The 26,848-nt window shown below is 72.9% G+C and carries 24 protein-coding genes; 17 read left to right on the plus strand and 7 right to left on the minus strand.

Annotated elements, in window-relative coordinates; translation table 11 throughout:
* Window positions 1–2: 2 nt before the first annotated feature.
* Entirely contained in the window at window positions 3–632 is a 630-nt protein-coding gene (locus tag AB0J97_RS34745; RefSeq protein WP_357695531.1) for a TetR/AcrR family transcriptional regulator, read from the minus strand.
* A gap of 120 nt (window positions 633–752) precedes the next feature.
* Here AB0J97_RS34745 and AB0J97_RS34750 point away from each other — a divergent pair, with 120 nt between their 5' ends.
* Window positions 753–1,595, plus strand: a complete 843-nt coding sequence (locus tag AB0J97_RS34750) for a PHP domain-containing protein (RefSeq protein WP_364096702.1) — start codon at window positions 753–755, stop codon at window positions 1,593–1,595.
* 4 nt (window positions 1,596–1,599) lie between these two features.
* On the opposite strand, the gene AB0J97_RS34755 is transcribed toward AB0J97_RS34750, so the two are convergent.
* Both AB0J97_RS34755 and AB0J97_RS34760 read right to left on the minus strand, forming a co-directional pair.
* Window positions 1,600–2,322 carry a tyrosine-protein phosphatase gene (locus AB0J97_RS34755; RefSeq protein ID WP_364096705.1) on the minus strand — a complete coding sequence of 241 codons (723 nt, stop codon included), beginning with the start codon at window positions 2,320–2,322 and terminating at the stop codon, window positions 1,600–1,602.
* Window positions 2,319–3,929, minus strand: a complete 1,611-nt coding sequence (locus AB0J97_RS34760) for a beta-N-acetylhexosaminidase (protein WP_364096965.1) — start codon at window positions 3,927–3,929, stop codon at window positions 2,319–2,321. The genes AB0J97_RS34755 and AB0J97_RS34760 overlap by 4 nt, the downstream gene beginning before the upstream one ends.
* Before the next feature lie 178 nt (window positions 3,930–4,107).
* On the opposite strand from AB0J97_RS34760, the gene AB0J97_RS34765 reads away from it, so the two are divergent.
* The 4 genes from AB0J97_RS34765 (at window position 4,108) to AB0J97_RS34780 (ending at window position 8,632) form a co-directional block, all read left to right on the plus strand.
* Window positions 4,108–5,262: an ROK family protein gene (locus AB0J97_RS34765; protein ID WP_364096708.1), complete on the plus strand. Its 1,155-nt coding sequence runs from the start codon at window positions 4,108–4,110 to the stop codon at window positions 5,260–5,262.
* A gap of 204 nt (window positions 5,263–5,466) precedes the next feature.
* Complete coding sequence (locus tag AB0J97_RS34770; RefSeq protein WP_364096711.1) at window positions 5,467–7,146, plus strand: RICIN domain-containing protein; 1,680 nt, start codon at window positions 5,467–5,469, stop codon at window positions 7,144–7,146.
* 147 nt (window positions 7,147–7,293) lie between these two features.
* The gene (locus AB0J97_RS34775) at window positions 7,294–8,322 is read left to right on the plus strand and encodes an alcohol dehydrogenase catalytic domain-containing protein (protein WP_364096714.1); all 1,029 of its coding nucleotides are present in this window, start codon (window positions 7,294–7,296) and stop codon (window positions 8,320–8,322) included.
* A 13-nt stretch (window positions 8,323–8,335) separates the two neighbouring features.
* The gene (locus tag AB0J97_RS34780) at window positions 8,336–8,632 is read left to right on the plus strand and encodes an isochorismatase family protein (RefSeq protein ID WP_364096717.1); all 297 of its coding nucleotides are present in this window, start codon (window positions 8,336–8,338) and stop codon (window positions 8,630–8,632) included.
* An 82-nt stretch (window positions 8,633–8,714) separates the two neighbouring features.
* Here the strand turns inward: AB0J97_RS34780 and AB0J97_RS34785 are convergent, their stop codons facing one another.
* Complete coding sequence (locus AB0J97_RS34785; RefSeq protein WP_364096720.1) at window positions 8,715–9,167, minus strand: hypothetical protein; 453 nt, start codon at window positions 9,165–9,167, stop codon at window positions 8,715–8,717.
* A 259-nt stretch (window positions 9,168–9,426) separates the two neighbouring features.
* Between AB0J97_RS34785 and AB0J97_RS34790 the strand changes: the two genes are divergently transcribed.
* The 10 genes from AB0J97_RS34790 (at window position 9,427) to AB0J97_RS34835 (ending at window position 21,207) form a co-directional block, all read left to right on the plus strand.
* Window positions 9,427–11,634: a hypothetical protein gene (locus AB0J97_RS34790; protein WP_364096723.1), complete on the plus strand. Its 2,208-nt coding sequence runs from the start codon at window positions 9,427–9,429 to the stop codon at window positions 11,632–11,634.
* 112 nt (window positions 11,635–11,746) lie between these two features.
* Window positions 11,747–12,862 (plus strand): GntR family transcriptional regulator, encoded by a 1,116-nt coding sequence (locus AB0J97_RS34795; protein WP_364096726.1) that lies wholly within the window; start codon window positions 11,747–11,749, stop codon window positions 12,860–12,862.
* A 55-nt stretch (window positions 12,863–12,917) separates the two neighbouring features.
* The gene (locus tag AB0J97_RS34800) at window positions 12,918–14,210 is read left to right on the plus strand and encodes a sugar ABC transporter substrate-binding protein (RefSeq protein ID WP_364096729.1); all 1,293 of its coding nucleotides are present in this window, start codon (window positions 12,918–12,920) and stop codon (window positions 14,208–14,210) included.
* Window positions 14,207–15,139 carry a sugar ABC transporter permease gene (locus tag AB0J97_RS34805; protein ID WP_357695507.1) on the plus strand — a complete coding sequence of 311 codons (933 nt, stop codon included), beginning with the start codon at window positions 14,207–14,209 and terminating at the stop codon, window positions 15,137–15,139. Before AB0J97_RS34800 ends, AB0J97_RS34805 begins: the two co-directional genes overlap by 4 nt.
* Complete coding sequence (locus AB0J97_RS34810) at window positions 15,132–15,944, plus strand: carbohydrate ABC transporter permease (protein WP_357695505.1); 813 nt, start codon at window positions 15,132–15,134, stop codon at window positions 15,942–15,944. Before AB0J97_RS34805 ends, AB0J97_RS34810 begins: the two co-directional genes overlap by 8 nt.
* 34 nt (window positions 15,945–15,978) lie before the next feature.
* A complete protein-coding gene (locus AB0J97_RS34815; RefSeq protein ID WP_357695502.1) occupies window positions 15,979–16,986 on the plus strand; it encodes a Gfo/Idh/MocA family oxidoreductase in 1,008 nt (335 codons plus the stop codon).
* Window positions 16,983–17,753 (plus strand): sugar phosphate isomerase/epimerase family protein, encoded by a 771-nt coding sequence (locus AB0J97_RS34820; protein ID WP_357695500.1) that lies wholly within the window; start codon window positions 16,983–16,985, stop codon window positions 17,751–17,753. The genes AB0J97_RS34815 and AB0J97_RS34820 overlap by 4 nt, the downstream gene beginning before the upstream one ends.
* Complete coding sequence (locus tag AB0J97_RS34825; RefSeq protein ID WP_357695498.1) at window positions 17,750–19,189, plus strand: beta-N-acetylhexosaminidase; 1,440 nt, start codon at window positions 17,750–17,752, stop codon at window positions 19,187–19,189. Before AB0J97_RS34820 ends, AB0J97_RS34825 begins: the two co-directional genes overlap by 4 nt.
* On the plus strand, window positions 19,176–20,201 hold the full coding sequence (locus AB0J97_RS34830) for an NAD-dependent epimerase/dehydratase family protein (protein WP_364096736.1): 1,026 nt from the start codon (window positions 19,176–19,178) through the stop codon (window positions 20,199–20,201). The genes AB0J97_RS34825 and AB0J97_RS34830 overlap by 14 nt, the downstream gene beginning before the upstream one ends.
* Window position 20,202: 1 nt before the next feature.
* Window positions 20,203–21,207 carry a dihydrodipicolinate synthase family protein gene (locus tag AB0J97_RS34835; RefSeq protein ID WP_364096739.1) on the plus strand — a complete coding sequence of 335 codons (1,005 nt, stop codon included), beginning with the start codon at window positions 20,203–20,205 and terminating at the stop codon, window positions 21,205–21,207.
* 48 nt (window positions 21,208–21,255) lie between these two features.
* Here AB0J97_RS34835 and AB0J97_RS34840 read toward each other — a convergent pair whose 3' ends face one another.
* Complete coding sequence (locus tag AB0J97_RS34840) at window positions 21,256–22,404, minus strand: enolase C-terminal domain-like protein (protein WP_364096742.1); 1,149 nt, start codon at window positions 22,402–22,404, stop codon at window positions 21,256–21,258.
* A 217-nt stretch (window positions 22,405–22,621) separates the two neighbouring features.
* On the opposite strand from AB0J97_RS34840, the gene AB0J97_RS34845 reads away from it, so the two are divergent.
* Window positions 22,622–23,119 (plus strand): CAP family protein, encoded by a 498-nt coding sequence (locus AB0J97_RS34845; RefSeq protein WP_357695490.1) that lies wholly within the window; start codon window positions 22,622–22,624, stop codon window positions 23,117–23,119.
* 77 nt (window positions 23,120–23,196) lie between these two features.
* On the opposite strand, the gene ppk2 is transcribed toward AB0J97_RS34845, so the two are convergent.
* Window positions 23,197–24,156: a polyphosphate kinase 2 gene (gene ppk2, locus AB0J97_RS34850; protein ID WP_357695488.1), complete on the minus strand. Its 960-nt coding sequence runs from the start codon at window positions 24,154–24,156 to the stop codon at window positions 23,197–23,199.
* A gap of 113 nt (window positions 24,157–24,269) precedes the next feature.
* Window positions 24,270–25,346, minus strand: coding sequence for a phosphate ABC transporter substrate-binding protein PstS (gene pstS / locus AB0J97_RS34855; RefSeq protein ID WP_364096747.1), 1,077 nt, complete (start codon window positions 25,344–25,346; stop codon window positions 24,270–24,272).
* Between the two features lie 219 nt (window positions 25,347–25,565).
* Between pstS and AB0J97_RS34860 the strand changes: the two genes are divergently transcribed.
* Complete coding sequence (locus AB0J97_RS34860) at window positions 25,566–26,837, plus strand: alkaline phosphatase (protein ID WP_364096750.1); 1,272 nt, start codon at window positions 25,566–25,568, stop codon at window positions 26,835–26,837.
* The last annotated feature ends 11 nt before the right edge of the window (window positions 26,838–26,848 follow it).

Raw genomic sequence — 26,848 nt, forward strand, 5'->3', positions numbered from 1 at the left:
GATCAGCGTGCGTGCTTGGCCAGGCCGTCGAAGGCGATCGCGGTGACGGCGTCGGCGACCATCGCCCGGTCGTAGGCGCCGTCCGGGCGGTACCACTCCACCAGCGAGTTGACCATGCCGAACACCAGCCGGCTGACCAGCGCGGGCGGCACGTCGTCGCGCAGCGCGCCCTCGGCGACGGCGTCGGCGACCAGCGCGGCGAGGCGGTCGTCGAGCCAGCGGCGGCGTTCCAGGGCCGCCAGCTCGACCGGGCTGTTGCCGCGTACGCGCAGCAGGAGCGTGACGCTGGGCTGGTGGGCGACCAGCACCTCGACGCTGCGCCGCACGACCTCGCGCAGGCGTTCGTACGCGGTGCGGCCGGCGGCGTCGCGGGTGGCGGCGGTCAGGGCGGCGGTGAGCTCGTCGAGCGCGTCGTCGAGGGCCTGGCCGAGCAGCTGCTCCTTGCTCGTGACGTGGTGGTAGATGGCCGGCTTGGTCAGGCCGAGCTCCTTGGCCAGGTCTCCCATGCTGGTGGCGTCGTAGCCCCGGCGGTTGAACAGCTCCACCGCGGCGCGCAGGATCGCGGCCTGGTCGTAGCCGGGGCGGCCGCGCCCGCGGCGCGGGGCGGGCCCGGCTGGCTCGGTCGTCGTCACGAAAGCCAGCATCTCACGGCAGATCAGACGTCCTCCCCGAGGCGGCCGCGCCCGGGACGCGGGGACGTTCGCGGGGTACATTCGTGCTGATCTTCTCCTGACCCCCGAGGAGTGAACCCTGTGACGTTGCCTGCCGACAGCCATGTGCACAGCGAGTGGTCCTGGGACACGGCGGGGGGTGACATGGAGCGTTCCTGCGCGCGGGCGGTGGAGCTGGGCCTGCCCGCGATCGCGTTCACCGAGCACCTCGACCACACCGTCTGGACGGTCGACCCCGGCGCCCTCGACGGCTACGACCACCTGCTCGCGCTGACCACACCGGACGGGCACCTCACTCCCCCGGCCTTCGACGCCGCCGGTTACCTGGAGGCGGTCGAGCGGTGCCGCGAACGCTTCCCCGGGCTGCGGATCCTGAGCGGCCTGGAGGTGGGCGAGCCGCACCGGCACGCCGAGGGAGTCGCCCGCGTGCTGGCCGCCGGGCGGTTCGACCGGGTGCTCGGCTCCCTGCACTGCCTGCCCGCCGGCGACGGCTTCCGCGAGCCGCCCGGCCTGTACGCCCGCCGCGCCGCCGCCGAGGTCGTCCGGGACTACCTGGCCGAGATCCCCGAGGTCGTGGCGGGCAGCGACGTGTTCGCCGTGCTGGCCCACGTCGACTACCCGGTGCGGTACTGGCCGCGGGCGGCCGGGCCGTTCGACCCGGCCGACTTCGAGGAGGAGTTCCGGCACGCGCTGCGGGTGACCGCCGGGTCGGGCCGGGCGCTGGAGATCAACACGGTCGTGCCGCTGGACGCGACGCTGCTGCGGTGGTGGCGCGAGGAGGGCGGCCAGGCCGTGACGTTCGGCAGCGACGCCCACGAGCCGTCCGTCGTCGCGCGCCGGTTCCGGGAGGCGGCGGAGCTGGCCCGGGCGCACGGCTTCCGCCCGGGCCGGGACCCGTACGACTTCTGGGGCCGTACGGGGTGAATCCCTACCGTTCCACCAGGCGGGCCCTGATCAGGGCGCGATCGGCCGGTGGCAGGCCGCCGGCCAGCAGGTACGCCTCCGCGCCGCCGTGCCGGCCGTCCAGGTGGGCCAGGGCGGCGAGCATGGTGTCCGCGGTGACCTCGGCGAACAGGCGCAACGACCTGTCCCGTACGGCGTCGTCGTCCAGAGCGGCGAGGTGGTCGTCGAGGCGCAGGCAGACGGCCGTGACGGCGTAGTCGGCGGCGATGTCCTGACGGGAGACGCCGGCCAGCGAGAGGGCCAGCGCCACCGCGAGCCCGGTGCGGTCCTTTCCGGAATGGCAGTGCAGCAGGACGCCTCCGGCCGGCGCGTGGGCGACGGCCGACAGGACGGCGGCGAACCGGCGGGCGCCCCGGTCGAGGATCACCCGGTAGATGCCGGGCAGGGTGTCGTCCAGCGCCTCCAGGACGTCGTCCTCGTCCCGCAGGACGGGCAGGTGGCGGCGGCCCGGCACGGCGGGGCCCGGGTCGGCCCGGCACTCGGCGGCCAGCCGGAGGTCGGCGACGAGCCGCACGCCGTGGGCCCGCAGCGCCGGGACGGCCGTGCTCCTCGGCCGGTCGCCGCGCACCAGCGCGCCCCAGCGGACGCGCCCGCCGTCCGTGGTCGGCAGGCCGCCGAGGTCCCGCACGTTCTCGCAGCCGGGCCAGCTCAGCACCCGCCCGCCCGCCGACGGCTCCAGGGGCGTCATGCGAGGTCCCGCAGGTTGCTGGTCCAGGCGTCGACGGTGGCCTGCCACTCCTTCGGGTCCTCCGGGCGGCCCGGCACGCCGGGCCGGGTCTGCCACGGCAGCGGCCCCGACTCCCGCCGGTACTCCACCCCGATCGCCTCCAGCCTCGGCAGGTGTGCCGCCAGCCGGGCGCGGAAGTCCTCCAGGTCGCGCGCGGCCGTCGCCCAGACGGTCTCGGCGAAGGCCGCCAGCCGGGGGAAGACCATGTAGTCGATGCGCCGGTTGGAGTCGATCAGCTCCGTCCAGACCCCGCACTGCGCGCCCAGAACCCGTTCCGCGGCGGGGTCACCGCGCAGCTCCCGCGGGACGGGCTCGAAGGCGTAGACGTCCTCCAGGGTGAGCACGGTCCCGAACGGCACCGGCTCGTCCTCCCCGACCCCTTGGCGGTAGTCGAGGTAGACCTGGGTGTTGGAGCAGTTGACGACGTCGTGCCCGCGCCGGGCGGCGGCCACCGCGCCGAGCTCGCCGCGCCAGGACGCCACCACCGCCCCCGGCGCCAGGCCGCCCTCCAGGATCTCGTCCCAGCCGACCAGCCGGCGGCCGCGTCCGGTCAGGAAGTCGTCGAACTGGTGGATGAACCAGCTCTGCAGCTCCTCCTCGTCCCGCAGCCCCAGCTCCCGGATCCGGCGCTGGGCGGACGGGCTCTCCCGCCACTGGTCCTTGCGGCACTCGTCGCCGCCCACGCACACGTACGGGCTGGGGAACAGCTCCAGCACCTCCTCCAGGACGTCGCGGAAGAAGGCGATGGTGGCGTCCTCGGCGTTGAGCACGTTGCGGCCGACGCCCCAGGTGGTGCGGACCTCCGGAGCCGTGCCGAGGTTGCCCAGCTCGGGGTGGGCGGCGATGGCGGCCTGCGTGTGCCCGGGCAGGTCGATCTCGGGCACGACGGTGACGTGGCGGGCCGCGGCGTAGGCGACGATCTCCCTGATGTCGTCCTGGGTGTAGAAGCCGCCGTGCGGGCGGCCGTCCATGGCGCCGTTCCAGCCGGTCCGGCTCTCCCGGCGCCACGCGCCGACCTCGGTCAGGCGGGGGTACCGGCGGATCTCCAGCCGCCAGCCCTGGTCGTCGGTGAGGTGCAGGTGCAGGACGTTGAGCTTGTGCAGGGCCATCAGATCGATGAACCTCAGCAGGTCGTGCTTCGTCATGAAATGCCGGGCGACGTCGAGGAGGCAGCCGCGCCAGCCGAAGCGCGGTTCGTCCTCGATGTACGTGCCCGGCGCGACGAGGGGTTCCGTGCCCGGCGTCCGGCGGAAGGCGGCGGCGGGCAGGAGCTGGCGGAAGGTCTGCGCGCCGTAGAAGGCCCCGGCGGGCCCGCCCGCGTCGATGGCCACGCCGTCGTCGCCCACGCTCAGCCGGTACGCCTCCGGCCCGAGGCCCTCGCCGAGCCCCAGGGTGATCGTCCCCGGGCCCGGCGTGCCGGGCAGCAGCTCACCTCCGGCGACCTGGCTGAGCTCGGCCCGCAGCCAGGCGGCCACCCCGGCGAGCGCCGGATCGGCGGTGAGCGCCGTGCTCGCGTCGAGGACGAACCTCCCGCGCCTGGTCCCGTGCCTGACCGGCCTGGGAACGATCTTCAAGTGAATCTCCTCACTGCCAGACGATGGCGGAGCGAGCCGGACTTTACGAAGGAGCCCTTCATTAATAGCACCGGCATTTCTGAGGTTCAACGCCCAATTTCGTGGAGTTCCCCTGAGGGACGGTCGCTGGGATAATCTGTGTTTACAGAGGAGACCTACGTTAAGGACGGCGATGGCGGATCTACGCGGCGGCGACCTGTCACGGCTGCGACAGCTCAACTCGCTGACCGCCATCCGGGCGCTGCGCCGGGCCGGGCCGCTCACGCTGTCGGCGCTGGCCGAGCGTACGGGGTTGTCGCGCCCGTCCATGAAGGAGGTCGCCGGCGAGCTGATGGACCTGGGCTGGGTGGAGGAGGTCCCGCCGAGCCCCGGCTCGATGGGCCGGCCGGCCCGCCGCTACCGCTTCCGCGCCGACAGCGGCTACCTGGTGGGCGTCGACGTGGGCGGCCACAACGTGCGCGCCGCCCTGGCCGACCTCGACGGCGAGATCCTGGCCGAGACCCGGCAGCCGGTGCTGCCGGACGCGCCGCTGGAGGAGCGCCTGGCCGCGATCGAGCGGGCCGTCTCCGGCTGCCTGGCGCTCGGCCGCGTCCCGGTGTCCGACCTGTGGACGATCGCCGTCGGCACGATCGGCGTGATCGACGTCGAGGGCCGGGTCATCTACTCGGCCGCCGTCCCCTCCTGGCGCGACCTCGACCTGGCGGGCCGGATCCGCGAGATGTTCCCCTGCCAGGTGCTGATCGAGAACGACAGCCGCCTGGCGGCCATGGCCGAGACCAGGCGGGGCGTCGCCCAGGACGCCAGGGACGTGGTGTTCCTGCACGTCGGCAGGCGCATGGGAGCCGGGCTGATCATCGGCGGCAAGGTCCACAGGGGGTTCGGGGCGGCGGCCGGGGAGATCGCCATGCTGCCCGAGTCCCGCTGGTTCGACGCCCCCGAGCACCTCAACACGTGCGCGGCCGTCCCCGAGGGCACGCCGCCGGAGGACGCGGCCGGCTGCACGCTGGCCGCCGCCAGGAACGGCGACCCGGTCGCGCTGGAGGCCGTCGGGCGCTACCTCGACGACCTGGCCGTGGGCACGGCGGCCATGGTGCTCGTCCTCGATCCGCAGGTCGTGGTGCTGGGCGGCGGGTTCTCGCGGTCGGCGGACGTGCTGCTCGGGCCGCTGCGCGACCGACTGGAGCGGCGGTGCATGCGCATGCCGGAGGTGCGGGCGTCCACGCTGGGCGACGAGTGCGTGGTGACGGGCGCGATCGAGTACGCCGTCGACCATCTCGACGACCGGCTCTTCACCCCCGAACACGGCCCGCTCCCCCTCACCCGCTGACGTGCGGGGCACGCTGATTGCACGATTTCTGCAATCGGTTGTTGCAGAAATAGCGGCATTACCAGGCAGAACACCGAGCGCGTTTGCAGTTTTACCTGAATGTGTTGACCTTTCATCGGCGTGAAGCCACTGTTACTGCAACCGGTTGGCATCAGCTCGCGCGACACACCCCCCTTCCACTCCTCCATCGAAACGGAGCTGGACGTGCGTAAGAACCAACCCTCGGCGACAAGGCCGGCGGTCGTGCTGATCACCGGCCTGCTCACCGCGGTCGGCCTGGTCGCCGTACTGAACACGCCCGCGTCGGCGGCCCCCGCCGGCGGGAACTACACGCTGGTCAACGGCGGCAGCGGCCTGTGCGCCACCGTGCCGGGTCAGAGCACCGGCGACGGCGTGCAGCTCGCGCAGAACGCCTGCGCCGAGTCCGCCGGGCAGGTCTTCACCCTCACCGCCGCCGGGAGCGGCTACCAGGTCAAGGCCGCGCACAGCGGCAGGTGCGCCGGCGTCCGCGACGCCTCCACCAGCGCGGGCAAGCCCGTGCAGCAGGAGACCTGTACGGGCGCCGCCTCCCAGACCTGGCAGCTCACCGCCGCCGGCAGCGCGTACCGGGTCGTCAACGCCAACGGCGGAAAGTGCCTCAACGTCAAGGACGACTCCACCACCCCGGGCGCGCTGCTGCAGCAGAACTCCTGCGACTCGGCCGCCACCAAGCAGTGGACCCTGAAGCCCGCGGGCGGCGGCCCCACGACCACCCCCACACCGACCCCGACCGTCACGCCCACCGTCCCGCCCGCCGGCGCCCTTTACGTCTCCCCGAACGGCAGGGACGGCGCGACCGGCACCCGGTCCGACCCGACGACGCTCACCTCCGCCATCACCCGCGTCGCGGCGGGCGGCACGATCTACCTGCGCGGCGGCACGTACGCCTTCTCGCAGACGGTCACCATCGCGCCGGGCAACGACGGCACCGCCTCGGCCCGCAAGAAGCTGTCGGCCTACCCCGGCGAGACGCCGGTGCTGAACTTCGCGGCCCAGAGCGAGGACCCGGCCAACCGGGGGCTCGCCGTCAACGGCTCGTACTGGCACCTGTACGGCATCATCGTCGAGCGCGCCGGCGACAACGGCATCTTCGTCGGCGGCAGCGACAACATCGTCGAACGCTCGGAGACCCGGTTCAACCGCGACACCGGGCTGCAGCTCTCCCGCATCGCCTCCGACACGCCGCAGAGCCGGTGGCCGTCCCGCAACCTCGTCCTGAGCACGGTCTCGCACGACAACGCCGACTCCGACGGCGAGGACGCCGACGGCTTCGCCGCCAAGCTGACCGTCGGGCCCGGCAACGTCTTCCGCTACGCGGTGTCCCGCAACAACATCGACGACGGCTGGGACCTCTACACCAAGCCCGACACCGGCCCGATCGGCCCGGTCACCGTCGAGGACTCCCTGTCCTACGGCAACGGCACGCTCAGCGACGGCAGCCAGGCCGGGAACGGCGACCGCAACGGCTACAAGCTGGGCGGCGAGGACATCAAGGTCAACCACGTCGTCCGGCGCAACATCGCCTACCGCAACGGCAAGCACGGCTTCACCTACAACCGCAACCCCGGCACGATGACGATCGCCGGGAACGTCAGCATCGACAACACCGAGCGCAACTTCTCCTTCGACGCGGGCACCTCGGTGTTCCGCGACAACACCTCGTGCCGCTCGGGCGGCGGCGCCAACGACAAGATCGTCGGTGACGCCGACGCGTCCGACCAGTTCTGGTCCGGCTCGAACGGGTCCCGCTGCTCCGCCTACGGCGGCGCCCTGAACTGGTCCTTCGCCGCGGACGGCCGCCTGGTGGTGACCTTCGGCGGCGTCCCGGTCGTCCCGGCGGGCTGACCGGCCACCCCACAGGTCCGGGACCTCGCGCGGGGTCCCGGACCTTCGGCGTGCCGGTGGGGTAAACGAGGCGGAAGTGGAAAAGGTGGCCTTGTGAGGGCCTCCCGGTGAGGCCACCGCTTCCCGTACGAAGAAAGAGGAGACGCCATGCCGTCTTCCGCCCTGCACCGTTCCATCCAGGTCGCCGAGCCCGGCGGCGCCATGGCGCAGACCGCGGCGCCGACCCGCGAACCGGGCCCCGGCCAGGTGCGGATCACCGTCGAGGCGTGCGGGGTGTGCCACTCCGACGCGCTGATCATCGGCGGCGCGATCCCGGGCACCGCCTTCCCCGTCACGCCGGGGCACGAGATCGCCGGACGCGTCGACGCGATCGGCGACGGCGTCGCGGGCTGGTCCGTGGGCGACCGGGTGGCGGTCGGCTGGTACGGCGGGAGCTGCGGCCACTGCGACGCCTGCCGGGAGGGCGACGGCGTGCTCTGCCCCGAGCTGCGGGTGCCGGGCGCCGCCTACCCCGGCGGGTTCGCCGACTCCGTCGTGGTGCCGGCCGTCGCCCTGGCCGCGATCCCCGGCGAGCTGACGGCGGCGCAGGCGGCGCCCCTGGCCTGCGCGGGCGTGACCGTGTTCAACGCGCTGCGGCGCAGCTCGGCGCGGCCGGGCGACACCGTCGCGATCCTCGGGCTGGGCGGCCTGGGACATCTGGGCGTGCAGTTCGCGGCCAAGATGGGCTTCGAGACGGTCGCGATCGCGCGCGGCGGCGACAAGGAGCCGCTGGCACGCGAGCTCGGCGCCGCCCACTACGTCGACGGCGCCGCCGAGAAGGCGGCCGACGCGCTGGCGGCGCGCGGCGGGGCCAAGGTGGTGCTGGCGACGGTGACCAGCTCGGCGGCGATGTCCGGCACGATCGACGGGCTGGGCCGGCGCGGCGAGCTCATCACCGTAGGCATCGACACCGAACCGCTCACCGTCACGCCTCTCCAGCTCGTCGGCGGGGCCCGCCGGGTCTACGGGCACGCCTCCGGCATCGCCGTGGACACCCAGGACACGATGAGGTTCGCCGCCCTGAGCGGCGTGCGGGCCTGGACGGAGGAGGTGCCGCTGGAGGAGGCCGCGACGGCGTACCAGCGGATGTTGTCCGGTCAGGCGCGCTTCCGCATGGTCCTGACCACCGGCAACTGAGCGGCGGCGAGCCATGACCGAGTCCTACGACCCGCGCCGCACGGCGGTGCTGCTGGTCGATCCGTACAACGACTTCATCTCCGAGGGCGGCAAGGTGTGGCCGCGGCTGGAGCCGGTGGCGCAGGCGATCGGCCCGCTGGACAACCTGCGCGCGGTGATCGCCGCGGCGCGGGCGGCCGGGGTGCGGGTGGTGTTCGTCCCGCACCGCCGCTGGGAACCGGGCGACTACGAGAGCTGGGCCCATCCGAACCCGTGCGCGACGCGACCGCCGCCTACCTGCCGGAGATGTTGCACGCCGCCCACGAGCTGAACGGCCCCACCTTCGCCCTCGCCATCCTCACCACGGAGGAGCTGGTGACGGCGTTCGCCCGAGGCTGACGGGGGCTACGGGGTCAGTGGGTGCTCGGGCGGGTGGCCGTCCAGTAGGAGCGGGTCATCTCGGTGGCCAGGCCGAGCACGACGAGCCCGACGATCCCGTGGTACCAGCGCCAGCCGACGCCGAGGCCGACGAACCCGTCCAGGATCATGATGCCCGCGCCCCCGCCGAGGGCCGCCAGCATCACGGCCAGGGCGGCGAGCACCACGCCTCTCGGCAGCCGGCGGCCCACGGCGGTGACCGTGGCCAGGACGAGGCACGCCCCCAGCACCCCGGAGGCCGCCGCGAACCCCTGCGCCAGGGACGGGTCCAGGAAGTAGCGCGCGGCCTCGGCCGCCGGCACGGGCGGCCCACCGGGGAACCCGAGCCTGCCCTGCACGGCGAAGACGGCCTTGCCCGCCGCGTACCCGAGCATCAGCGCCGCCAGCCCGTACGCCGGCCAGCGCCGCGGACGATGTGAGTCAACCATGCCCGCCACGCTAGGCATCCCCCGCCGCACCGCTCTCCCCTTCACGCGTGACCTCCCTCCCCCGCCAGAGGGATTCCTGGGCCCTGGCTCCGTCCGTCGAGGCCCCCTGCAACGCGCACCCTGAGGCGCGGCGGTTCGACAGCCGGAATTCATGCCATTCTTCTTCCGGAAATTCAGGGCTATCGTTTCGCCATCTCACGGATTCAATGTCCGGACATTTCCGTTTCCGGCGTTAATTCATTCCTATGGAGGTGGCTTCATGCCTGCAGGGTTGTGGAGAATCTCGGGCGCGCTCGTGCTCGCCGTACCACTGGCCGCGGCGCCCTCCGTCGCGGCGAGCGCGGCGGACCCGCCGTCGGTGGTGATCGACTCCTCCGAGTCCGCCCCCGGCCTGGTACGGCTGACCGGCCGCTTCACCTCCGCCTACGACGTGTCGGTCGTGGTGGACGGCGAACGCATAGAACGGGCCAAGGTCACCGACCCCGACGCCGACGACACCGGAACCTGGTCCTACGACCTCGACACCAGCGCCCTGGACGGCGAGATCGAGGTCTACGCCAAGGCCACGGCCGCCGACACCCGCTACGGCGCCTGGTCGCCGCCGCTGACCCTGCGCGTGGACAACCCGCGGGCCAGAGCCCCGCGCGTGGCGATCGCCGAGCCCGCCGACGGAGCCCGGCTCACCCGTCCCACGCCGGTCCGGGTGGACGTGGCGGGCGCGGACGTGCGCACGGTCCGGGTCCGCGTCAACGGCGGCCCCTGGCAGCGCGCCGCCGGCGCGGCAGGGCGCTACGTCACGCTGGTGAACCCGGCACGGTACGGCGACGTCATGGCGAGCCTGGAGGCGGAGGCGGTCGACGCGCGCGGCCACGTGTCCAGGTCGTCCACCACGTACGTGGCGCTGGGCGCGGCGCGGAAACGCGGCGCGGTGCCGCACCGGCAGGACCGGGCGATGTGGATCTGGGAGAAGGCGTCCTACAACCTGGTGCTCAACCCGGGTTCGCGCCGCCTGCTGGAGACCGTCCTGCCCGCCGGATCGACGCTCTACCTGGGCGTGGACACCTACGCCGGGCGCGACATGATGGAGGACGCGCGTCCGGAGCTGCGCGACCTGGTGGCCTGGGCGCACGGCCGGGGCATGAAGGTGCACGCCACCGTGGCCGGCGGGACCCGGCCGCCGTACCTGGGCGCGCTGTCCCGCTACCGCGAGCGCGCCGTCGGGGAGATGGAGCGGGTCCTCGACTACAACCTGTCCTCCAAGCCGGACGAGCGCTTCGACGGGATCAACGTCGACATCGAGCCGTACAGCCTGCCGTGGTTCACCAGCGGCAAGCCCGACGTGCAGATCCAGTGGCTGGACACGCTGCGCGCGATGATCGCCCGCCGGGACGCCTCCGGCCAGCCGCTGCTGTTCGGCCCGGCCGTGCCGCGCTGGCTGGACACCTCCGCCTGCTGCACGGACATCACGTACGGCGGGAACACCCGCACCCTGGCCGAGCACGTCCAGGACCTCAGCGACTACATCGCGATCATGGACTACCGCGACCAGGCGGACGGCGGCGCCGGCATCATCGCGCAGGCGGCCGGCGAGCTGGCCTACGCCGAGCGCATCGGCAAGCCGCTGTCGGTCGTGGTCGGCGTGGAGACGCTGGACATCGCGACCAGCGGCGACCCGTCCAGCATCACCTTCCGCGAGGAGGGCAGGAACGCGCTGGAGGCCGAGCTGGCCAAGGTCTCCCAGGCGTTCGCGGGCAGCCCGGCCTACGCCGGGATCGCGCTGCACCACTACGACTCCTACCGGGAGCTGCCCACGGTCTGGGGCCCCTCGGCCGAGTGGCCCGACCCGCCCGCCGACTCCGGGCCGCCCACGGGCGTGGCGTCGCCGCCGCGGGCCGTCGCGTTCGACCACGCCACGGTGGACCTGACGTACGGGCGGGCGCGCGACGACACCGAGGTCGCCCACTACGAGGTGCACCGCTCGACCGAGCCGGACTTCACTCCCGGCCCCGGCACGCTCGCCGGGAAGGCGCGCGGCCTCACCCACACCGACACCGGCCTGCTGCCCGGCACCGCCTACCACTACCGGATCGTCCCGGTGGACGTGGCCGGGCACCGCGGGCCGCCCTCCGCCCCGGTCACCGTGACGACCGGCGCGACGGCCCTGCGTCCCATGGTCGTGGAGTCGATGTCGGTGACCGTGGAGGGCGGCGCGGCCCGCGTACGGCTGCGCGTGGTGGACAAGGAGAGCGGGCAGCCGGTGGCGGCCACGGTGCGCGGGCGGTTCACCTTCTCCGCCGGCCGCTACGTGACGGTCACCGCGGGCGCCGACGGCTGGGCCACCGCGACGTCGGAGGCGCTGAAGCAGCCGACCGGCGAGGTCGGCTTCGCCGGTCACCGCCTGACCGCCGCGGGCCACTACTGGGCCGCCGCCTACGACCGCGACAAGGACGCCACGGCCCGCTGGTGACCCCCGAAAGGGTGGAATTCATTCCTAATATGCCGCTGATAACGGAGTGAATTTAGGGTTGACATTACTTCAGAATGACGAGAAGAATCCCGTTATGGAGCCACCTGAAGGAATGAATTCCCTCCCCAGGGGAAGGCGATTCCGCACCCTCGCGGCACGCCTGCGGCAGGAGATCGTGCAGGGCCGCTGGCCGGTCGGCGGCAGGCTGCCGACCGAGTCCGAGCTGGCGCAGACCTACTCGGTCGGGGTCAACACCGTGCGCCGCGCGGTCGACCTCCTGGTCGAGGAGGGGCTCGTCCGCCGCCGGCAGGGGTCGGGCACCTTCGTCACCAGCTCCGTCACCCCGGGGGCCAGGCCGCGTCTCATCGGCGCGCTCGTCCCGTCGAACACCTACTACTTCCCGCAGGTCGTCCAGGGCATCGAGCGGGCGGCCACCGCCGCCGGCGTGCAGCTCGTGCTGGCCTGCTCCAACTACGACCCCGACGTCGAGGCCGGGCAGATCCAGCAGCTCGTCGACGTCGGCGTGGCCGGGCTGCTGCTGGTGCCCAACCTGCACCTCACCGCCGACCCCGACGCCCACCTGGCCCGCCTGCGCGGGCTGCCGGTGCCGTACGTCCTGGTGGAGCGCCGGCCGGCCGACCCCCGCCCGGCCGACCCGACCTCCTACGTCTGCACCGACGTGCACGGCGGCGGCTACGCCGCCGTGCAGCACCTGAACGGGCTCGGCCGCAGCCGGATCGGCTACCTCGGCCGGCTCGGCACCGCCAGCTCCGAGCAGGTCTTCGCGGGATACCGCCAGGCCGTCGCCGACCTCGGGCTTCCGGAGATCCCGGAGGCCGTGGCCAGGCAGCCCGTCTGGACCGGCCCCGACATGCTGGCCTATGCCAACACGCTGGTCACCGAGAAGGTGCGCGCGGTGGTGTGCCTCGGCGACCGCGAGGCCACCGCGCTCCTGCCCTACCTGCGCCGGGTCGGCCTGACCGTGCCCGACGACATCGCCGTCGTCGCCTACGACGACGAGGTCGCCGACCTGTCAGAGGTGCCGCTCACCGCGGTCTCGCCGCCCAAGGCGGAGGTCGGCCGCATGGCGACCGAGCTGCTGCTGCGCCGGATCGAGCTCGGCGCCGCCGCCCCGGTCTGCCGGGTCGTGCTGCAGCCCCGCCTGGCCGTCCGCGCCTCCTGCGGAGCCGCCTCCGGCAGCCTGGTCGAGGTCCGCGTCCCGACGTGACGCCGGCGTCCCCCTCACCCCCCTTCCCCCCTCTTCGTTCCTGTTGGAGGACCCAATGAGAGTGCGCGTGCTCGCCGCTGCCGCGGTGGCCGTCCTCACCGTGGCCGGCACGGCGTCGTGCGGCGGCTCGGCCGACGACTCCGGCGCCGTCACCCTGAAGCTCGGCTTCTACGCCGCCGCGGGCGACCCGGCCGACACGACCATGCGGCAGCTCGTCCAGGAGTTCACGGCCGCCAACCCGTCGATCAAGGTGCAGCTGGAGGTCGCGCCGTACGTCAAGTTCTTCGAACGGCTCAGGACGCAGATCGCCGGCGGCCAGGCGCCCCAGCTGTGGCTCTCGGACGGCGTGCTCGTGCAGGAGTTCGCCGCCCGCGGCGCGCTGGCTGACCTGAGCGACCGGGTCAAGACCGTCAACGCCGCCGACTACTCCGGCATCGACCTGAACCGCGACGCGGAGGGCCGGGTCTTCGGCTTCCCGCAGGGCGCCCAGACCCCGGTGCTCTTCTACAACAAGAAGATGTTCGCCGAGGCCAAGGTCGCCGAGCCGACGGCCGAGTGGACCTACGACGACCTGGCCGCCGCGGCCAAGAAGCTCACCAAGGACGCCAACGGCGACGGCAAGCCCGACACCTACGGCTTCCGCGCGTACTCGCCGGGGTTCACCGAGAGCTGGTGGCCCATCGTCAAGGCGTTCGGCGGGGACGTCGTCACCGACGGGGGCCGCAAGGTCGTCGTCGACAGCCCGCAGTCCACGGCCGGCCTCGACTGGATGCTGGCCGCCATGGGCAAGGACGGCTTCGCCCCCGACTACGTGACCACCGAGGCCATGGGCAAGGGCGTCGTGCACACGCTGTTCGCGACCGGCCGGGTGGCCATGTCGTACGGCATCTACGCCCGTACGCTGCCCGCGGTGAGCGCCGGCGTCGACTTCGGCGTGGCGCCGCTGCCGAAGGGCCCGGCCGGGCGCGGCAACATCGCGATCGTCAACTCGTGGGTGGTCAGCAAGGCCGCCTCCCCCGCGCAGGCCGACGCGGCGTGGAAGTGGATCACCTTCTTCTCCGGCGAGGGCCCGCAGCGCAAGTGGGCCGAGCTCGGCGAGGCGATCCCGATCAACAAGAAGGTCGCCTCCACGGCCCTGCCCGCCGACCGCGGCCCGGTCTTCCTGGAGTCGCTCGACGCGGCCACCGACCTCGGCACCAACGCCGTGTGGTCGGAGTACACCGAGGCCCTGGCCAAGCGCATGAACGAGGCGCTGTCGAACGCCACGCCGGTCGCCACCGCGCTCCAGACCGGGCAGAAGGAGGCCCAGGAGGTCATCGACCGCTTCTACGCCGGGAAGACGCAGTGACGGTGCTCACCAGGCGCTCCGGGCAGGTGGCCGCCGGACCGCGGCCGCCCGCCCGGCGGCGGCGCTCGGGCGAGCGGGCCTGGGCCTTCGCGTTCGCCTCGCCCTACCTGCTCCACCTGGTCGCGCTGGCCGCCTGGCCGCTGCTGGCCTCGCTGTTCTTCAGCATGACCGAGTACGACCTGATGTCCCCGCCGAGGTTCGTCGGGTTCGGCAACTTCACCCGCCTGTTCGGCGACCCGGTCTTCTGGCGCACCCTGGGCAACACCGCCTACTTCGCGGTGCTGTTCGTCCCGGCGCAGACGGCGCTGGCCCTGGCCCTGGCGGTCGCGCTCAACCAGCGGCTGCGCGGCATGGCGCTGTTCCGCGCGGCCTACTTCGTCCCGGTCGTCTCCTCGTGGGTGGTCGTCGCCTACGTGGCCGACGCGGTCTTCAACCCGCAGACCGGCATCGCCAACCAGGTGCTGGGCCTCCTCGGGCTGCCGGCCGAGAACTGGTTGCAAGACCCCGCGCTGGTGATCCCCACGCTGGCGGCGGTCGCCGTCTGGAAGGGCGTCGGCTACATGGCGGTGCTCTTCCTGGCGGGCCTGCAGGCCATCCCCGAGGAGCGCTACGAGGCGGCGAAGATCGACGGCGCGTCGGCCTGGAACCGGTTCCGGTACATCACCCTGCCGGGCATCTCCGGCACCACGTTCCTGGTGCTGGTGCTCACCTCCATCGAGACGCTGCAGTCGTTCGAGCAGGTCTTCGTGATGACGGACGGCGGGCCGCACGGCGCGAGCGAGCTGACCGTGCTCTACCTCTACCGGCAGGGTTTCCAGTTCTTCCAGATGGGCTACGCCTCGGCCGTGGCGTGGGTGCTGTTCGTGCTGGTGCTCGCGCTGACCCTGGTGCAGTTCCGGCTCCAGCGCAGGTGGGTGCACTATGCGTAAGACCGTCTCGTACGTGCTGGTGCTGGCGGGGGCGGCGGTCATGTTGCTGCCGTTCGTCGCGGCGCTCGGCAACTCGCTCAAGAGCTTCGCCCAGTACATCCAGGTGCCTCCCGCGTGGCTCCCCGACCCGGTCCAGTGGGACAACTACGCCGAGGTGTGGCGGCGCACGCCGTTCGGGCTCTACCTGGTCAACAGCCTGGTGATCGCGGTGCTCGCGGTCGCCGGGAACGTGCTGACCAGCGCCATGGTCGGGCACTCGCTGGCCAGGATGCGGCTGCCGGGCAAGCAGGCGCTGCTGACGATGGCCCTGGGCACGATGATGTTGCCGACGGTCATCACGATCGTCCCGAACTTCCTGCTGTTCCGCTCGCTGGGCTGGCTGGACTCGATGTTGCCGCTCATCGTGCCGTACTGGCTGGCCACGCCGATCGGGATCTTCCTGATGCGGCAGACGTTCCTCGGCATCCCCAAGGACTTCGAGGAGGCGGCCGGCCTCGACGGCGCCAACCCCTGGCAGGTGTTCTGGCGCATCCACCTGCCGCTGGCCAAGCCCGCCCTGGCCACGCTCGCGGTCTTCACCTTCACCACGTCGTGGAAGGCCGTGCTGGAGCCCACGATCTACCTCACCTCGCCGGAGAACTACACGCTGCCGGTCGGCGTGCTGAGCCTGAAAGGGCAGTTCGTCGGCAACGACCAGCTCGTGACGGCCGCGGCGATGATGAGCCTGCTGCCGATGCTGATCGTGTTCGTGCTGGCCCAGCGTTACTTCGTCCGCGGAACCATGTCCGCGGGTCTCAAGGGCTGAGATCAGGCCCTTCGTCCGATTCGGAAAGGAAATCGTGACCACAACATCCGGGCTGCGCCTGGGCGTCATCGGCGCGGGCACCATCGCGGAGTTCCACGTGGCCGCCGCCCGCCAGAGCGCCGGGCAGGTGAAGGTCGCCGCGGTGTGCGACGTGCGGGCCGAGGCGGCCGAGAAGCTGGCCGCCGAAGCCGGCGCCCGCGTCTTCACCGACCACCGGGCGATGCTCGACGCGGGCGGCCTCGACGCGGTCGTGATCACCGTGCCGCACGCCCTGCACGCCCCGATCACCCTCGACGCCGCCGCGGCCGGGCTGCACGTGCTCGTGGAGAAGCCGATCGCCACCACGCGCGAGGACGCCGTCCGCATGATCGAGGCGTGCCGGGCGGCCGGCGTCGTGTTCGCGGTCGGGCACGTCCTGCGCTTCGTGCCGATGCTGCGCGCGGCGGCCGGCTTCCTCTCCTCCGGCGAGCTCGGCCAGGTCGTGGTGGCCGCCGAACGGCGCACCGCCGACTACGCCGACCCCTCGCGCCCCCGCTGGTTCCTCGACGCCGACATGGCCGGCGGCGGCATCGTGCTCAACGTCGGCACGCACAGCATCGACAAGCTCCAGATGCTCGTCGGCTCGCCGATCGTCGAGGTGACCGCGCACGTCGCCGGGCCCGCCGGCGGGTCGGTGGAGACCGAGGCGGTCGCCCTGGCCCGGCACGCCGACGGCACCCGTTCGACGATCTCCGTCACCGGCACCGGCCTGCCGTTCACCGACGAGGCGGAGATCGTGTGCGGCGAGGGCGCGGTGCGCATCAGCCGCGGCGAGGGCGTCTGGTCCTTCCGGGGCGGCGTCGCCACCCAGGTCGCCGCGCCCGGCATCGGCGAGATGGCCACCGCGTTCGCCGCGCAGCTCGCCGACTTCGCGCGGGCCTGCGCCGGCAGGACCGCCCCCGAGGTCACCCCCGAGTACGCCCTGTCGGTCCTCGACGTCGCCCTGGCCGTCTACGAGTCCGCCCGCCGGGGTTCCACCGTCACAGTGAAGGGACAGCCATGAACCCGCTCGCGTTCAGCACACTCGGCATGCCGGGCGCACCGGCCGAGGAGGTCGTCGCCACCGCCGCCCGGTACGGCTGCGCCGCCGTCGAGCTGCGCTGCGCCGAAGGTGAGATCGTCGCGCCGGACACCCCCGACGCCGAGCTGCGCTCGATCGCCCGGACGTTCGCCGCGGCCGGGATCGGGATCGTCGCCGTGTGCTCCTACACCCGCGTGGCCCGGCCGGACGGCGACCCGGTGGCCGAGGTGCTGCGCCACGTCGAGATCGCCGAGGCGCTCGGCTCGCCGTACGTGCGGGTCTTCGGCGGCGTCGAGGGGCAGGACGACCCGGCCGCCACCGCGACTCGGAGGCTCGCGGACGTGGCCGGGCGGCTCCCCGACAACGGCGTGGACGTGCTGCTGGAGACGCACGACGTGTTCCTGACGGGCGAGGCGATCGCCGGGGTGCTGGCCGGGGTCGGCTCGCCGCGCGTCGGCGCGCTGTGGGACGTGGTCAACCCGTGGCGGGCGGGCGAGAGCGCCGCGGCCACGGCGGACGCGCTGGCGCCGTACCTGCGGCACGTGCAGATCAAGGACGCCGCCTCGCCCGCCGACCTCGCGCCCGTGCTGCCGGGCAAGGGCGCGGTGGGCGTGCCCGCCGTGCTGGCCGAGCTGGACCGGATCGGGTACGCGGGCTTCCTGGCGCTGGAGTGGGAACGCGCCTGGTACCCCGACGCGGCGCCCGTCGGCGAGGCCCTGGCCGCCTTCCGAACGGTGCTGGGACGATGATCCCCCTGGCCGCCTCGGCGCGTCCGGAGGAGGGAACGTTCCAGCCGGGCGTGCGCGCGCCCGTACGCGGGCCGCACGCCGCCCTGGCCAGGGAGCTGCTCGGCCCGGCCGCGGGCGGCGACGCCTCCGGCGGGATCGAGCTGCGCCTGGTGTCCGACCCGTCGCTCGGCGCGGAGGGCTACACCCTGGCCGTCACCCCGGAACGGGCCGTGATCTCCGCGGCGGACGTCGCCGGGCTGCGCTGGGGCGTGCAGACGTTGCGCCAGCTCGACGGCCCGGACGGCGTGCCCTGCGGGACCGTGCGCGACGTGCCCAGGTACGCCTGGCGCGGCGTGATGATCGACGTGGCCCGCTGGTGGCGCCCGGTGTCCTTCCTGCGCTCGTACGTCGACCTGCTGGCGCTGCACAAGTTCAACGTGCTGCACCTGCACCTGACCGACGACCAGGGCTGGCGGTTCGAGGTGCGCGGGCACCCGCGGCTGACCGAGGTCGGGTCCCGCCGCGCCGGGTCGCCCGCCGGGCACGCCCGCGAGGGCCGGTCCGACGGCACCCCGCACGGCGGCTTCTACACCCAGCGGGAGCTGCGCGACCTGGTGGAGTACGCGGCGGCGCGCGGGGTGACCGTGGTCCCCGAGATCGAGTTCCCCGGCCACTCGCAGGCCGCCATCGCCGCCCTCCCGTGGCTGGGCCACTCCTCCGGGACGCCCGTCCGGGTGCGTACGGAGTGGGGCATCTCCTCGCACGTGCTCAACGTGGGCGACCGGGCCGCCGGGTTCGCCCGCGACGTGCTCGACGAGCTGTGCGACGTGTTCCCGTCCAGGTACGTGCACATCGGCGGGGACGAGGTGCGCGGCGAGGAGTGGGCGGCCGACCCCGAGGCCGCGCGGCGGGTCGCCGAGGCCGGGCTCGACGGGCCGCGGGCCCTGCTCGGCTGGTGGGGCCGGCTGCTCGCCGATCACCTGCGCGGGCTCGGCCGCCGCGCGGTGGCCTGGGACGACATGCTCGACCACGACCCGCCCGAGGACATGGTGATCATGGCCTGGCGGGGCGTGGACCGGGTCGAGGCGGCCCTGCGCGCCGGGCACGACGTGGTCGCCGCGCCGCACACGCACACCTACCTCGACTACGCCGAGTCCGACGCCCCGGGCGAGCCGGTCAGCATCGCCGGGCCGCTCCCCCTGGAGACGGTCTACGGCTACGACGCCGGCGAGTCCGTCCTCGGCATGCAGGCCCAGCTGTGGGGCGAGTACCTGCCCACCAGGGAACGCTTCGACTACAACGCCTTCCCGCGCCTGTGCGCCGTGGCCGAGGCGGCCTGGTCGGCGGGCCGCGACCTGGACGGCTTCACCCGGCGGCTGGCCGACCACCTACCTCTGCTGGACCGGCTGGGCGTGGCCTACCGGCGACCCGAAGGAGCCGCCCGTGTTCACCTCTGAGCAGGAGCTGGAGGACCGGCTGTCCACCCCGTCGGCCGCGCTGACCGCCGACGTCGCCGGGCTGGACGGCGACCTCGTCGTGCTCGGCGCGGGCGGCAAGATGGGGCCGAGCCTGGTCCGGCTGGCCCGGCGCGCCCTGGAGGCGGCGGGCCGCGGCTCGGCCCGTGTGTACGCGGTGTCCCGCTGGTCGGACGCCCGGACGGCGCGCGCGCTGGCCGACGAGGGGGTCGAGGTGGTGGCCCACGACCTGATGTCGGGCGGCGACCTGGCCGGGCTGCCCGACGCGGCCAACGTCGTGTTCATGGCGGGCGCCAAGTTCGGCACGTCGGCGGCGCCGTACCAGGCGTGGGCGGTCAACGCGGCGCTGCCGGCCGCCGTGGCCCGGCGCTACCGCGACTCCGCGATCGCGGTGTTCTCCACCGGCAACGTGTACCCGCTGGTGGACGTGGCCGGCGGCGGCAGCGCGGAGGAGGACCGGCCGGACCCGGTGGGCGAGTACGCGATGAGCTGCCTCGGCCGGGAACGCGTCTTCGAGCACGCCGCCGCCGCATACGGCGCCAGGGTCGCGATCCTGCGCCTGAACTACGCCGTGGACCTGCGCTACGGCGTGCTGGCCGACCTCGCGGCCACCGTGGCGGCGGACGAGCCGGTCGACCTCACCACCGGGCACGTCAACGTCGTGTGGCAGGGGTACGCGAACGAGGTCGCGCTGCGGTCGTTGCGCCACGCACGCGCCCCGGAGGCGTTCGTCCTGAACCTGACCGGCCCGGAGACCGCCTCGGTGCGCCGCACGGCGGCCCGGCTGGCCGCCGCGATGGGGACGCGGGCGTCCTTCACCGGCGTCGAGAGCGGCACCGCGCTGCTCAACGACGCCTCGCGCTGCCACGGCCTGTTCGGCTACCCGGACGTGCCGCTGGACACCCTGATCGCGTGGCAGGCCGCCTGGCTGTCGCGCGGGCTGCCCCTGTCGGGCAAGCCGACCAAGTTCGCGGTACGCGACGGGAGGTTCTGAGATGTCGATCGGCCTGCTGCGGGAGGGGACGGTCATCCCCGCCCATCCGCTGGCGCTGACCGCCGGGCGCGCCCTGGACGAGCGCCGCCAGCGCGCGCTCACCCGCTACTACCTGGCCTCGGGCGCGGGCGGCGCGGCCGTGGCGGTGCACACGACGCAGTTCGAGATCCGCCGGGCCGGGCTGCTGCGGCCGGTGCTGGAGCTCGCCGCCGAGGTCGTGGGCAAGGAGGCGGGGCGGCCGTTCGTCATGGTCGCGGGCGCGTGCGGCGACACCGCCCAGGCCGTGGCGGAGGCGGAGCTCGCGGCCTCGCTGGGCTACCACGCCGTGCTGCTGTCGCCCCAGGTGCCCGGGGCGGGCGAGCCGGAGCTGCTGGCGCGGGCCAGAGCGGTCGGCGAGGTGCTGCCGGTGATCGGCTTCTACCTGCAGGAGGCGGTGGGCGGGCGGCGGCTCGGCCCGTCGTTCTGGAGGTCGCTGAGCGAGCAGGAGTCGGTGGTGGCGATCAAGATGGCGCCCTTCGACCGGTATCGCACGGTGGACGTGGTCAGGGCGGTGGCGGCGTCGGGCCGCGACGACCTCGCGCTCTACACCGGCAACGACGACAACATCCTGGCCGACCTGCTCGCCCCCGTCGCGGGCCGCCGGATCGTCGGCGGGCTGCTCGGCCAGTGGGCGGTGTGGACGCGGGCGGCGGTGCTCATGTTCGAGGAGGTCCGCCGGGCGTGGGCGGGGGACGACGAGGTCCTGCGTTCCCTGCTGGCCCGCGCCGGCGACCTCACCGACGCCAACGGCGCGGTGTTCGACGTGGCGGGCGGGTTCCACGGCTGCATCGCCGGGGTGCACGAGGTGCTGCGCCGCCAGGGCCTGTTGGCCGGGACCTGGTGCCTGGACCCGGGTGAGGGGCTGTCGCCGGGGCAGGCGGCGGAGATCGCGCGGGTGAGCGCGGCCTATCCGTGGCTGGTGGACGACGAGTTCGTCGCCGCGCACCTGGACGACTGGCTGCGCTGAGACGCCGTCCGGGGCCGGGACACGCGTCCCGGCCCCGGATTCCGCGCGTCAGACGGACCAGTGAGCCGTGGACAGGGCGCGGACGGCGTCCTCGTCCACCTCGACGCCGAGGCCGGGGCCGGTGGGCACCAGGGCCGTCCCGTCCGAGACCTCCACCGTCCGGCCGCCGACGTACGCCGAGCGGACGAACTGACGGCCGTTGAGGTCTACCGGGGTGTCCACGCCGAAGGCCGCGAACAGGTGCAGCGAGGCGGCGAACCCCAGGTCGGTGTCCGTCAGCCCCGAGCCCATGATGCGCAGCCCGGCGTCCTCGGCGAACTGGCAGAGCCGGCGCGACAACGTCAGCCCGCCCGACCGCTGCACCTTGGCGATGGCGATGTCGACGGCGTCGAGCTTGACGAACGTGGCCAGGTCGGAGGGGTGGCGCAGGCTCTCGTCCAGCGCGACCGGGAGCGGGCTGTGGTCGCGCAGGCGGCGCAGCCCGGTGACGTCGTTGGCGGGCAACGGCTGCTCGAAAGCCGTCACGTCGAAGTCGGCGAGCCGTCGTGCCATGCGCAGCGCGCCGTCCACGGTGTAGCCCTGGTTGGCGTCGACCCACAGGGGCGCGTCGGGGGCCGCCTCCCTGACGGCCGCGACGACGGCCAGGTCCGTCGCCTCGTCATGCAGGCCGACTTTGACCTTGAACGCCCGGTAGCCCTCCGCCCGCCCCTCCTCGACCGCCTGCCGCACCTCACCGGGCGTCTGACCGGCCACGATCCAGCCCAGCGTGATCCGGTCGAGACGGCGCTGGCCCCACAGCACGCCGACGGGCACGCCGAGGGCCCGGCCGAGCAGGTCGTGCAGTGCGATGTCGAGCGCGGACTTGGCGATGGGCGACCCGATCGTCAGCCCGCGGTTGATCACCTTCTCGTAGGCCGCGCAGGCGCCGTCCAGGTCCCAGGCGGGGCGGCCGAGAAGGGCGGGGGCCAGGTAGCCGGCGATCGTCGTCGAGATCGTCTCCACGGTCTCGTACGTCCAGGCGGGCGTCGGGGTGGCCTCGCCCCAGCCGGTCACCCCGCCCGCCGTCACCTTGACGAGAACCCGCTCGGCGGGCCGCCCCTCGGTGGTGACGTTTCCTCCTGAAATGCTGAACGAACGGATGGACGGCAATTCCACGACGAATATATCGATACGTTCGACGACCAGCGATTTCATCATTCTCCAATGGGCAGGAATTCATGCTTACCCGAGCATTTAAGCCTCCCGAATCTAGCACGTCGGAAATGATTCACGAATCAATGGCAGGAATTCATGCGGCAAATGCGAGGGCCCTTTCCCCCCGGGCCCGTGGCCGCATCCGGACGTTGACCGGCGCCCGGCGCGGGCGCAGGCTTCGGTGGTCCCCACTTCTCCCGTTCACGACGAGGTGATCGAGATGGCCGGAACCCGTCCCGCCCTTCCGGACGCGACCAGCGACAGCTTCCTGGCCGAGGCACTGAACGAGGCCAACGCCTACCGCGCCAAGCACCACGCGCCCCCCATGGAGATGGACGCCAAGCTCGTCGCGTACGCCAAGGAGCGCGCGTCCTCCCGCTCCGAGTACGCGAAGCTGTCGGCCGGCCACGACGGCCTGCGCGACACCACGGGCGAGAACATCTTCTGGGGCATGACCTCCGGCACCACGCCGAAGACCGCCGCCGACGCCGTGACCGCCTGGTACGACGAGATCGCGGACTACAACTGGGCCAACCCGCCCGGCGACCCGGCCAGGACCGGCCACTTCAGCCAGCTCGTCTGGAAGGACACCAGGAGGGTCGGCGCGGCCCGCGTCGCGGGCCAGGGCCCCGACGGGTTCGAGACCTACATCGTGTTCGTCTTCGAGAACCCGGGCAACTACGAGGGCGAGTTCCCCCAGAACGTCCTGCCCGCCTGACGACGCGCCCCCAACCGGTCAGGGGGCGGCGAGGGCCCCCTGACCACGGGCCGCCGGCCGCGGCGGGCGGCCGGCGGTCACGGGTCGGTGCCCTGGTAGGCGACGTGATCCTCGTCGAAGATGTCCCCCGCCGAGATCACGATGCGCGGGTCGGGCACGCCGACGACCTCGGCGTCCTTCTCGTCGTAGTCGAAGAGACTGAGCACGTGGCGCATCGCCTCCAGCCGGGCGCGTTTCTTGTCGTTGCTCTTGATGACCGTCCAGGGCGCCGACTCGGTGTCGGTGTGCAGGAACATGTCCTCCTTGGCCTGGGTGTACTCGTCCCATTTGCGGAGAGAGGCCAGGTCCATCGGCGACAACTTCCACTGCCGTACGGGGTCCACCTGACGGATGATGAACCGGGTGCGCTGCTCGGCCCGCGAGACCGAGAACCAGAGCTTGACCAGGTGCAGCCCCGAGTCCACCAGCAGGTTCTCCAGCCGGGGCACCTGTTCCATGAACTCCAGGTACTCGTGCACGTCGCAGAAGCCCATGACCCGCTCGACCCCCGCCCGGTTGTACCAGGAGCGGTCGAACAGCACGATCTCCCCGTTGGCCGGCAGGTGGGCGATGTACCGCTGGAAGTACCACTGGCCGCGCTCGCGCTCGCTCGGCTTCTCCAGCGCGACCACCGTGGCCCCGCGCGGGTTGAGGTGCTCCATGAAACGTTTGATCGTGCCGCCCTTGCCGGCCGCGTCACGCCCCTCGAACAGCACCACCAGCCGGCGGCCGGTGCCCTTGATCCAGTACTGGAGCTTGAGCAGCTCGATCTGCAGCAGCCGCTTGTCCCGCTCGTACGTCTCCCGGGACAGGCGCTCGTCGTAGGGATAGTGCTGCCGCCAGGTGTCGACCGGACGGCCGTCGGCGCGCACCAGCACCGGATCGTCGTCGTCGCTGTCGTCCACCCACAACCCGGGGGTGGTGTCGAGCAGTTCGCTGTGCTCCGCGGCCGCCAGGGGGGCGAGGACCGTGGGATGCTCGTCGTCCGGACCGGTCATGCGGCCCGCGACCGGATGTTCGCGTTCATGGCATCCTCTCTTCACCGGACGCGGGCGGGCTAATCGTGCCGGCGCCCGCCACTCCTGGAATTCGCCCCGAGGCGGCGGCCCGTTCAGCTCGTGGCCCCCAGGCGTCCGCGCACCTGGGCGAGCAGGTCGTGCGGCAGGGGGGCGTAGCCGTACAGGGCCAGGTAGGACTGGCCGGCGTCGCCGGCGGTGTAGTCGAGGAAGGTGCGCACCAGCGGGTCCGCCCGGCCCGCGCAGATGATCTCGTACGTGACCTGGACGATCGGGTAGGCGCCGGGGACCGCCCGCAGGTGGTCGAAGGACAGCACCAGCCCGTTCGGGAGGTTCGCGACCGTGGCGCCTTGAAGGGCCTTGCTGGCGCTCTCGGGCGACAGGGTGACGAACTGGCCGGCGGCGTTGCGCACGTCCGCGGTGTTCAGCAGGGCGCTGCTGGCGAAGCCGTACTCGACGTACCCGATCGAGTCCCCGGTGTGCTGGAGGACCTGCGTCATCCCGCTGGAGCTGGTCACGCCCTGGCCGACGCCGGTCCACGTCCTGGACGGCTGGTGCGGCCAGCCGCCGGTCGCCCGCAGGAACTCGGTCAGGTTCTGCGTGGTGCCGGACTGGCCGGAGCGGTGGAAGACGTGGATGCGGGTGCCCGGCAGGCCCTCGCCGGGGTTGTCGGCGGCGATCTCGCGTGCGTTCCACTTGGTGATGCGCCCGGTGAAGATTCCGGTCAGGGTCGCGGGCGACAGGCGCAGGGCGGGCACGGCGGCCACGTTGTAGGCCACCGCGACCGGGGAGACGACCATCGGCAGGTGCTCGGCCGGGCCGCCGCACCGCCGGTCGGCGCGCGCCTGCTCCCACGGGGTCATCGGCACGTCCGAGCCGGCGAACGCGCTGCGTCCCGCGATGAAGTCCTCGATGCCGCGGTCGGAGCCGTTGGGTTCGTAGGTGACGCGCAGTTCGGGGTGGACGCGGTGGAACTCGCCGATCCAGGCGTCCATGGCGCCCTTCTGCGAGGTCGAGCCCGAGCCCCGCAGCCACGCGACGACCGGCTCGGGGGCGGAACCGTCCTCGCTGCTCATGCTCAGGAACACGGCCCCGGCCGCGGCGGCGGCCCCGGCGACCAGCACGAGCACGGTGACCAGGACCGACTTGGCCGTCCATGTCAGCCTTGCCATTGCACCAGGCTATGAACTGGTCGCGTCCGGACGCGTCATCCCGGGGTCAAGCCCTCGGACATGAACGGTTACCGTGTCGCCAAGCCGGCCGGCCGTCCCGTACGGCTCGGACATGTTCACCGCATGGACATCACTTGGACGGAAAGATGTCCGGCGAGAAGTACAGGATCGTGTCCCGCAAAGTACTTCTCTGCCCGATTCGTTCCATATGGGGGCGTCATGCATTCCTCGTCCAAGCGGCGCCTGACCGCCTCGGCCACCACCGCGCTCGCCGCCGCTCTCGCGGTCGTCGCCGTCAGCCCGGTCCTGTCCGCCGACGCGTCCAGCAGTGGCAAGGGCCGCGCCCGTAGCGTGATCTTCATCAACGGCGACGGGATGGCGGCCGCCCATCGCGAGGCCGCCCGCCTCTACCTGGCCGGCCTCGACGGCCAGCTCAACATGGACCAGCTCCCGGTCTCCGGCCAGCTCACCACCAGCCCGCACGACCCCAAGACGGCCATCACCGACTCCGCCGCGGCCGCCACCGCCTGGGCCACCGGCGTCAAGACCTACAACGGCGCCATCAGCGTCGACGTGGACGGCAAGCCGCTGCCCACCCTGGGGCAGCAGGCCAAGCAGGCCGGCAAGTCCACCGGGCTGGTCACCACCGCCCAGGTCACCGACGCCAGCCCCGCCGCGTTCTTCGCCCAGACCGCCAACCGCTCGGCCCAGGACGAGATCGCCCGCCAGTACCTGGCCGTGAGCAAGCCGGACGTCATCCTGGGCGGCGGCGAGGACTGGTGGCTGCCCGCCGGCACCCCCGGCGCCTGGCCCGACAAGCCCGCCGAGGACCCGACCGAGGCCAGCAAGGGCACCAAGGGCAACCTCGTCGACCAGGCCAAGGCCGACGGCTACCAGTACGTCTCCAACGCCCAGCAGCTCGACTCCGCCCGCCGCGGCAAGCTGCTCGGCCTGTTCGGCAACGAGGAGATGTTCCAGCAGCGCGCCGAGGGCGAGGGCGACGTCTACTCCCCCGCCGTCGACCTGGCCACCATGACCAAGAAGGCGCTCGACACCCTCTCCACCAACAAGAAGGGCTTCTTCCTGCTGGTCGAGGAGGAGGGCATCGACGAGTTCGCGCACGAGAACAACGCCCCGCGCACCCTTCAGGCGCTGGAGTCGCTGGAGAACGCCGTCAAGGTCGCCCGCGCCTACGTGGACGCCAACCCCGACACGCTGCTGGTCATCACCGGCGACCACGAGTGCGGCGGCCTGACCGTCGAGGACACCTCCACCGGCGACGAGAGCGGCACCGCCCCCTCGACCGAGGACGGCCCGTTCCCCGTCAAGGGCAGCAAGCTGCAGTTCGTCATGGACTGGACCACCGGCGGCCACACCGGCGCCGACGTCCCCGTGACCGCCGTGGGCCCGCTGGCCGAGCAGTTCACCGGCAAGCACCCCAACACCCACGTGCACGAGGTCCTCTCCCAGATCCTCACCTCACGCCACTGACCCTCGGCGAG

The sequence above is a fragment of the Nonomuraea sp. NPDC049607 genome, from assembly GCF_040675375.1.
GTDB lineage: Bacteria > Actinomycetota > Actinomycetes > Streptosporangiales > Streptosporangiaceae > Nonomuraea.

Coding starts and splice junctions, on each gene's coding strand:
- AB0J97_RS34755 (WP_364096705.1), bottom strand. CDS start 2,322: ATGACGCCCCTGGAGCCGTCGGCGGGCGGGCGGGTGCTGAGCTGGCCC.
- AB0J97_RS34765 (WP_364096708.1), top strand. CDS start 4,108: ATGGCGGATCTACGCGGCGGCGACCTGTCACGGCTGCGACAGCTCAAC.
- AB0J97_RS34775 (WP_364096714.1), top strand. CDS start 7,294: ATGCCGTCTTCCGCCCTGCACCGTTCCATCCAGGTCGCCGAGCCCGGC.
- AB0J97_RS34780 (WP_364096717.1), top strand. CDS start 8,336: ATGACCGAGTCCTACGACCCGCGCCGCACGGCGGTGCTGCTGGTCGAT.
- AB0J97_RS34785 (WP_364096720.1), bottom strand. CDS start 9,167: ATGGTTGACTCACATCGTCCGCGGCGCTGGCCGGCGTACGGGCTGGCG.
- AB0J97_RS34790 (WP_364096723.1), top strand. CDS start 9,427: ATGCCTGCAGGGTTGTGGAGAATCTCGGGCGCGCTCGTGCTCGCCGTA.
- AB0J97_RS34795 (WP_364096726.1), top strand. CDS start 11,747: ATGAATTCCCTCCCCAGGGGAAGGCGATTCCGCACCCTCGCGGCACGC.
- AB0J97_RS34800 (WP_364096729.1), top strand. CDS start 12,918: ATGAGAGTGCGCGTGCTCGCCGCTGCCGCGGTGGCCGTCCTCACCGTG.
- AB0J97_RS34810 (WP_357695505.1), top strand. CDS start 15,132: ATGCGTAAGACCGTCTCGTACGTGCTGGTGCTGGCGGGGGCGGCGGTC.
- AB0J97_RS34820 (WP_357695500.1), top strand. CDS start 16,983: ATGAACCCGCTCGCGTTCAGCACACTCGGCATGCCGGGCGCACCGGCC.
- AB0J97_RS34825 (WP_357695498.1), top strand. CDS start 17,750: ATGATCCCCCTGGCCGCCTCGGCGCGTCCGGAGGAGGGAACGTTCCAG.
- AB0J97_RS34835 (WP_364096739.1), top strand. CDS start 20,203: ATGTCGATCGGCCTGCTGCGGGAGGGGACGGTCATCCCCGCCCATCCG.
- AB0J97_RS34840 (WP_364096742.1), bottom strand. CDS start 22,404: ATGATGAAATCGCTGGTCGTCGAACGTATCGATATATTCGTCGTGGAA.
- AB0J97_RS34845 (WP_357695490.1), top strand. CDS start 22,622: ATGGCCGGAACCCGTCCCGCCCTTCCGGACGCGACCAGCGACAGCTTC.
- ppk2 (WP_357695488.1), bottom strand. CDS start 24,156: ATGACCGGTCCGGACGACGAGCATCCCACGGTCCTCGCCCCCCTGGCG.
- pstS (WP_364096747.1), bottom strand. CDS start 25,346: ATGGCAAGGCTGACATGGACGGCCAAGTCGGTCCTGGTCACCGTGCTC.
- AB0J97_RS34860 (WP_364096750.1), top strand. CDS start 25,566: ATGCATTCCTCGTCCAAGCGGCGCCTGACCGCCTCGGCCACCACCGCG.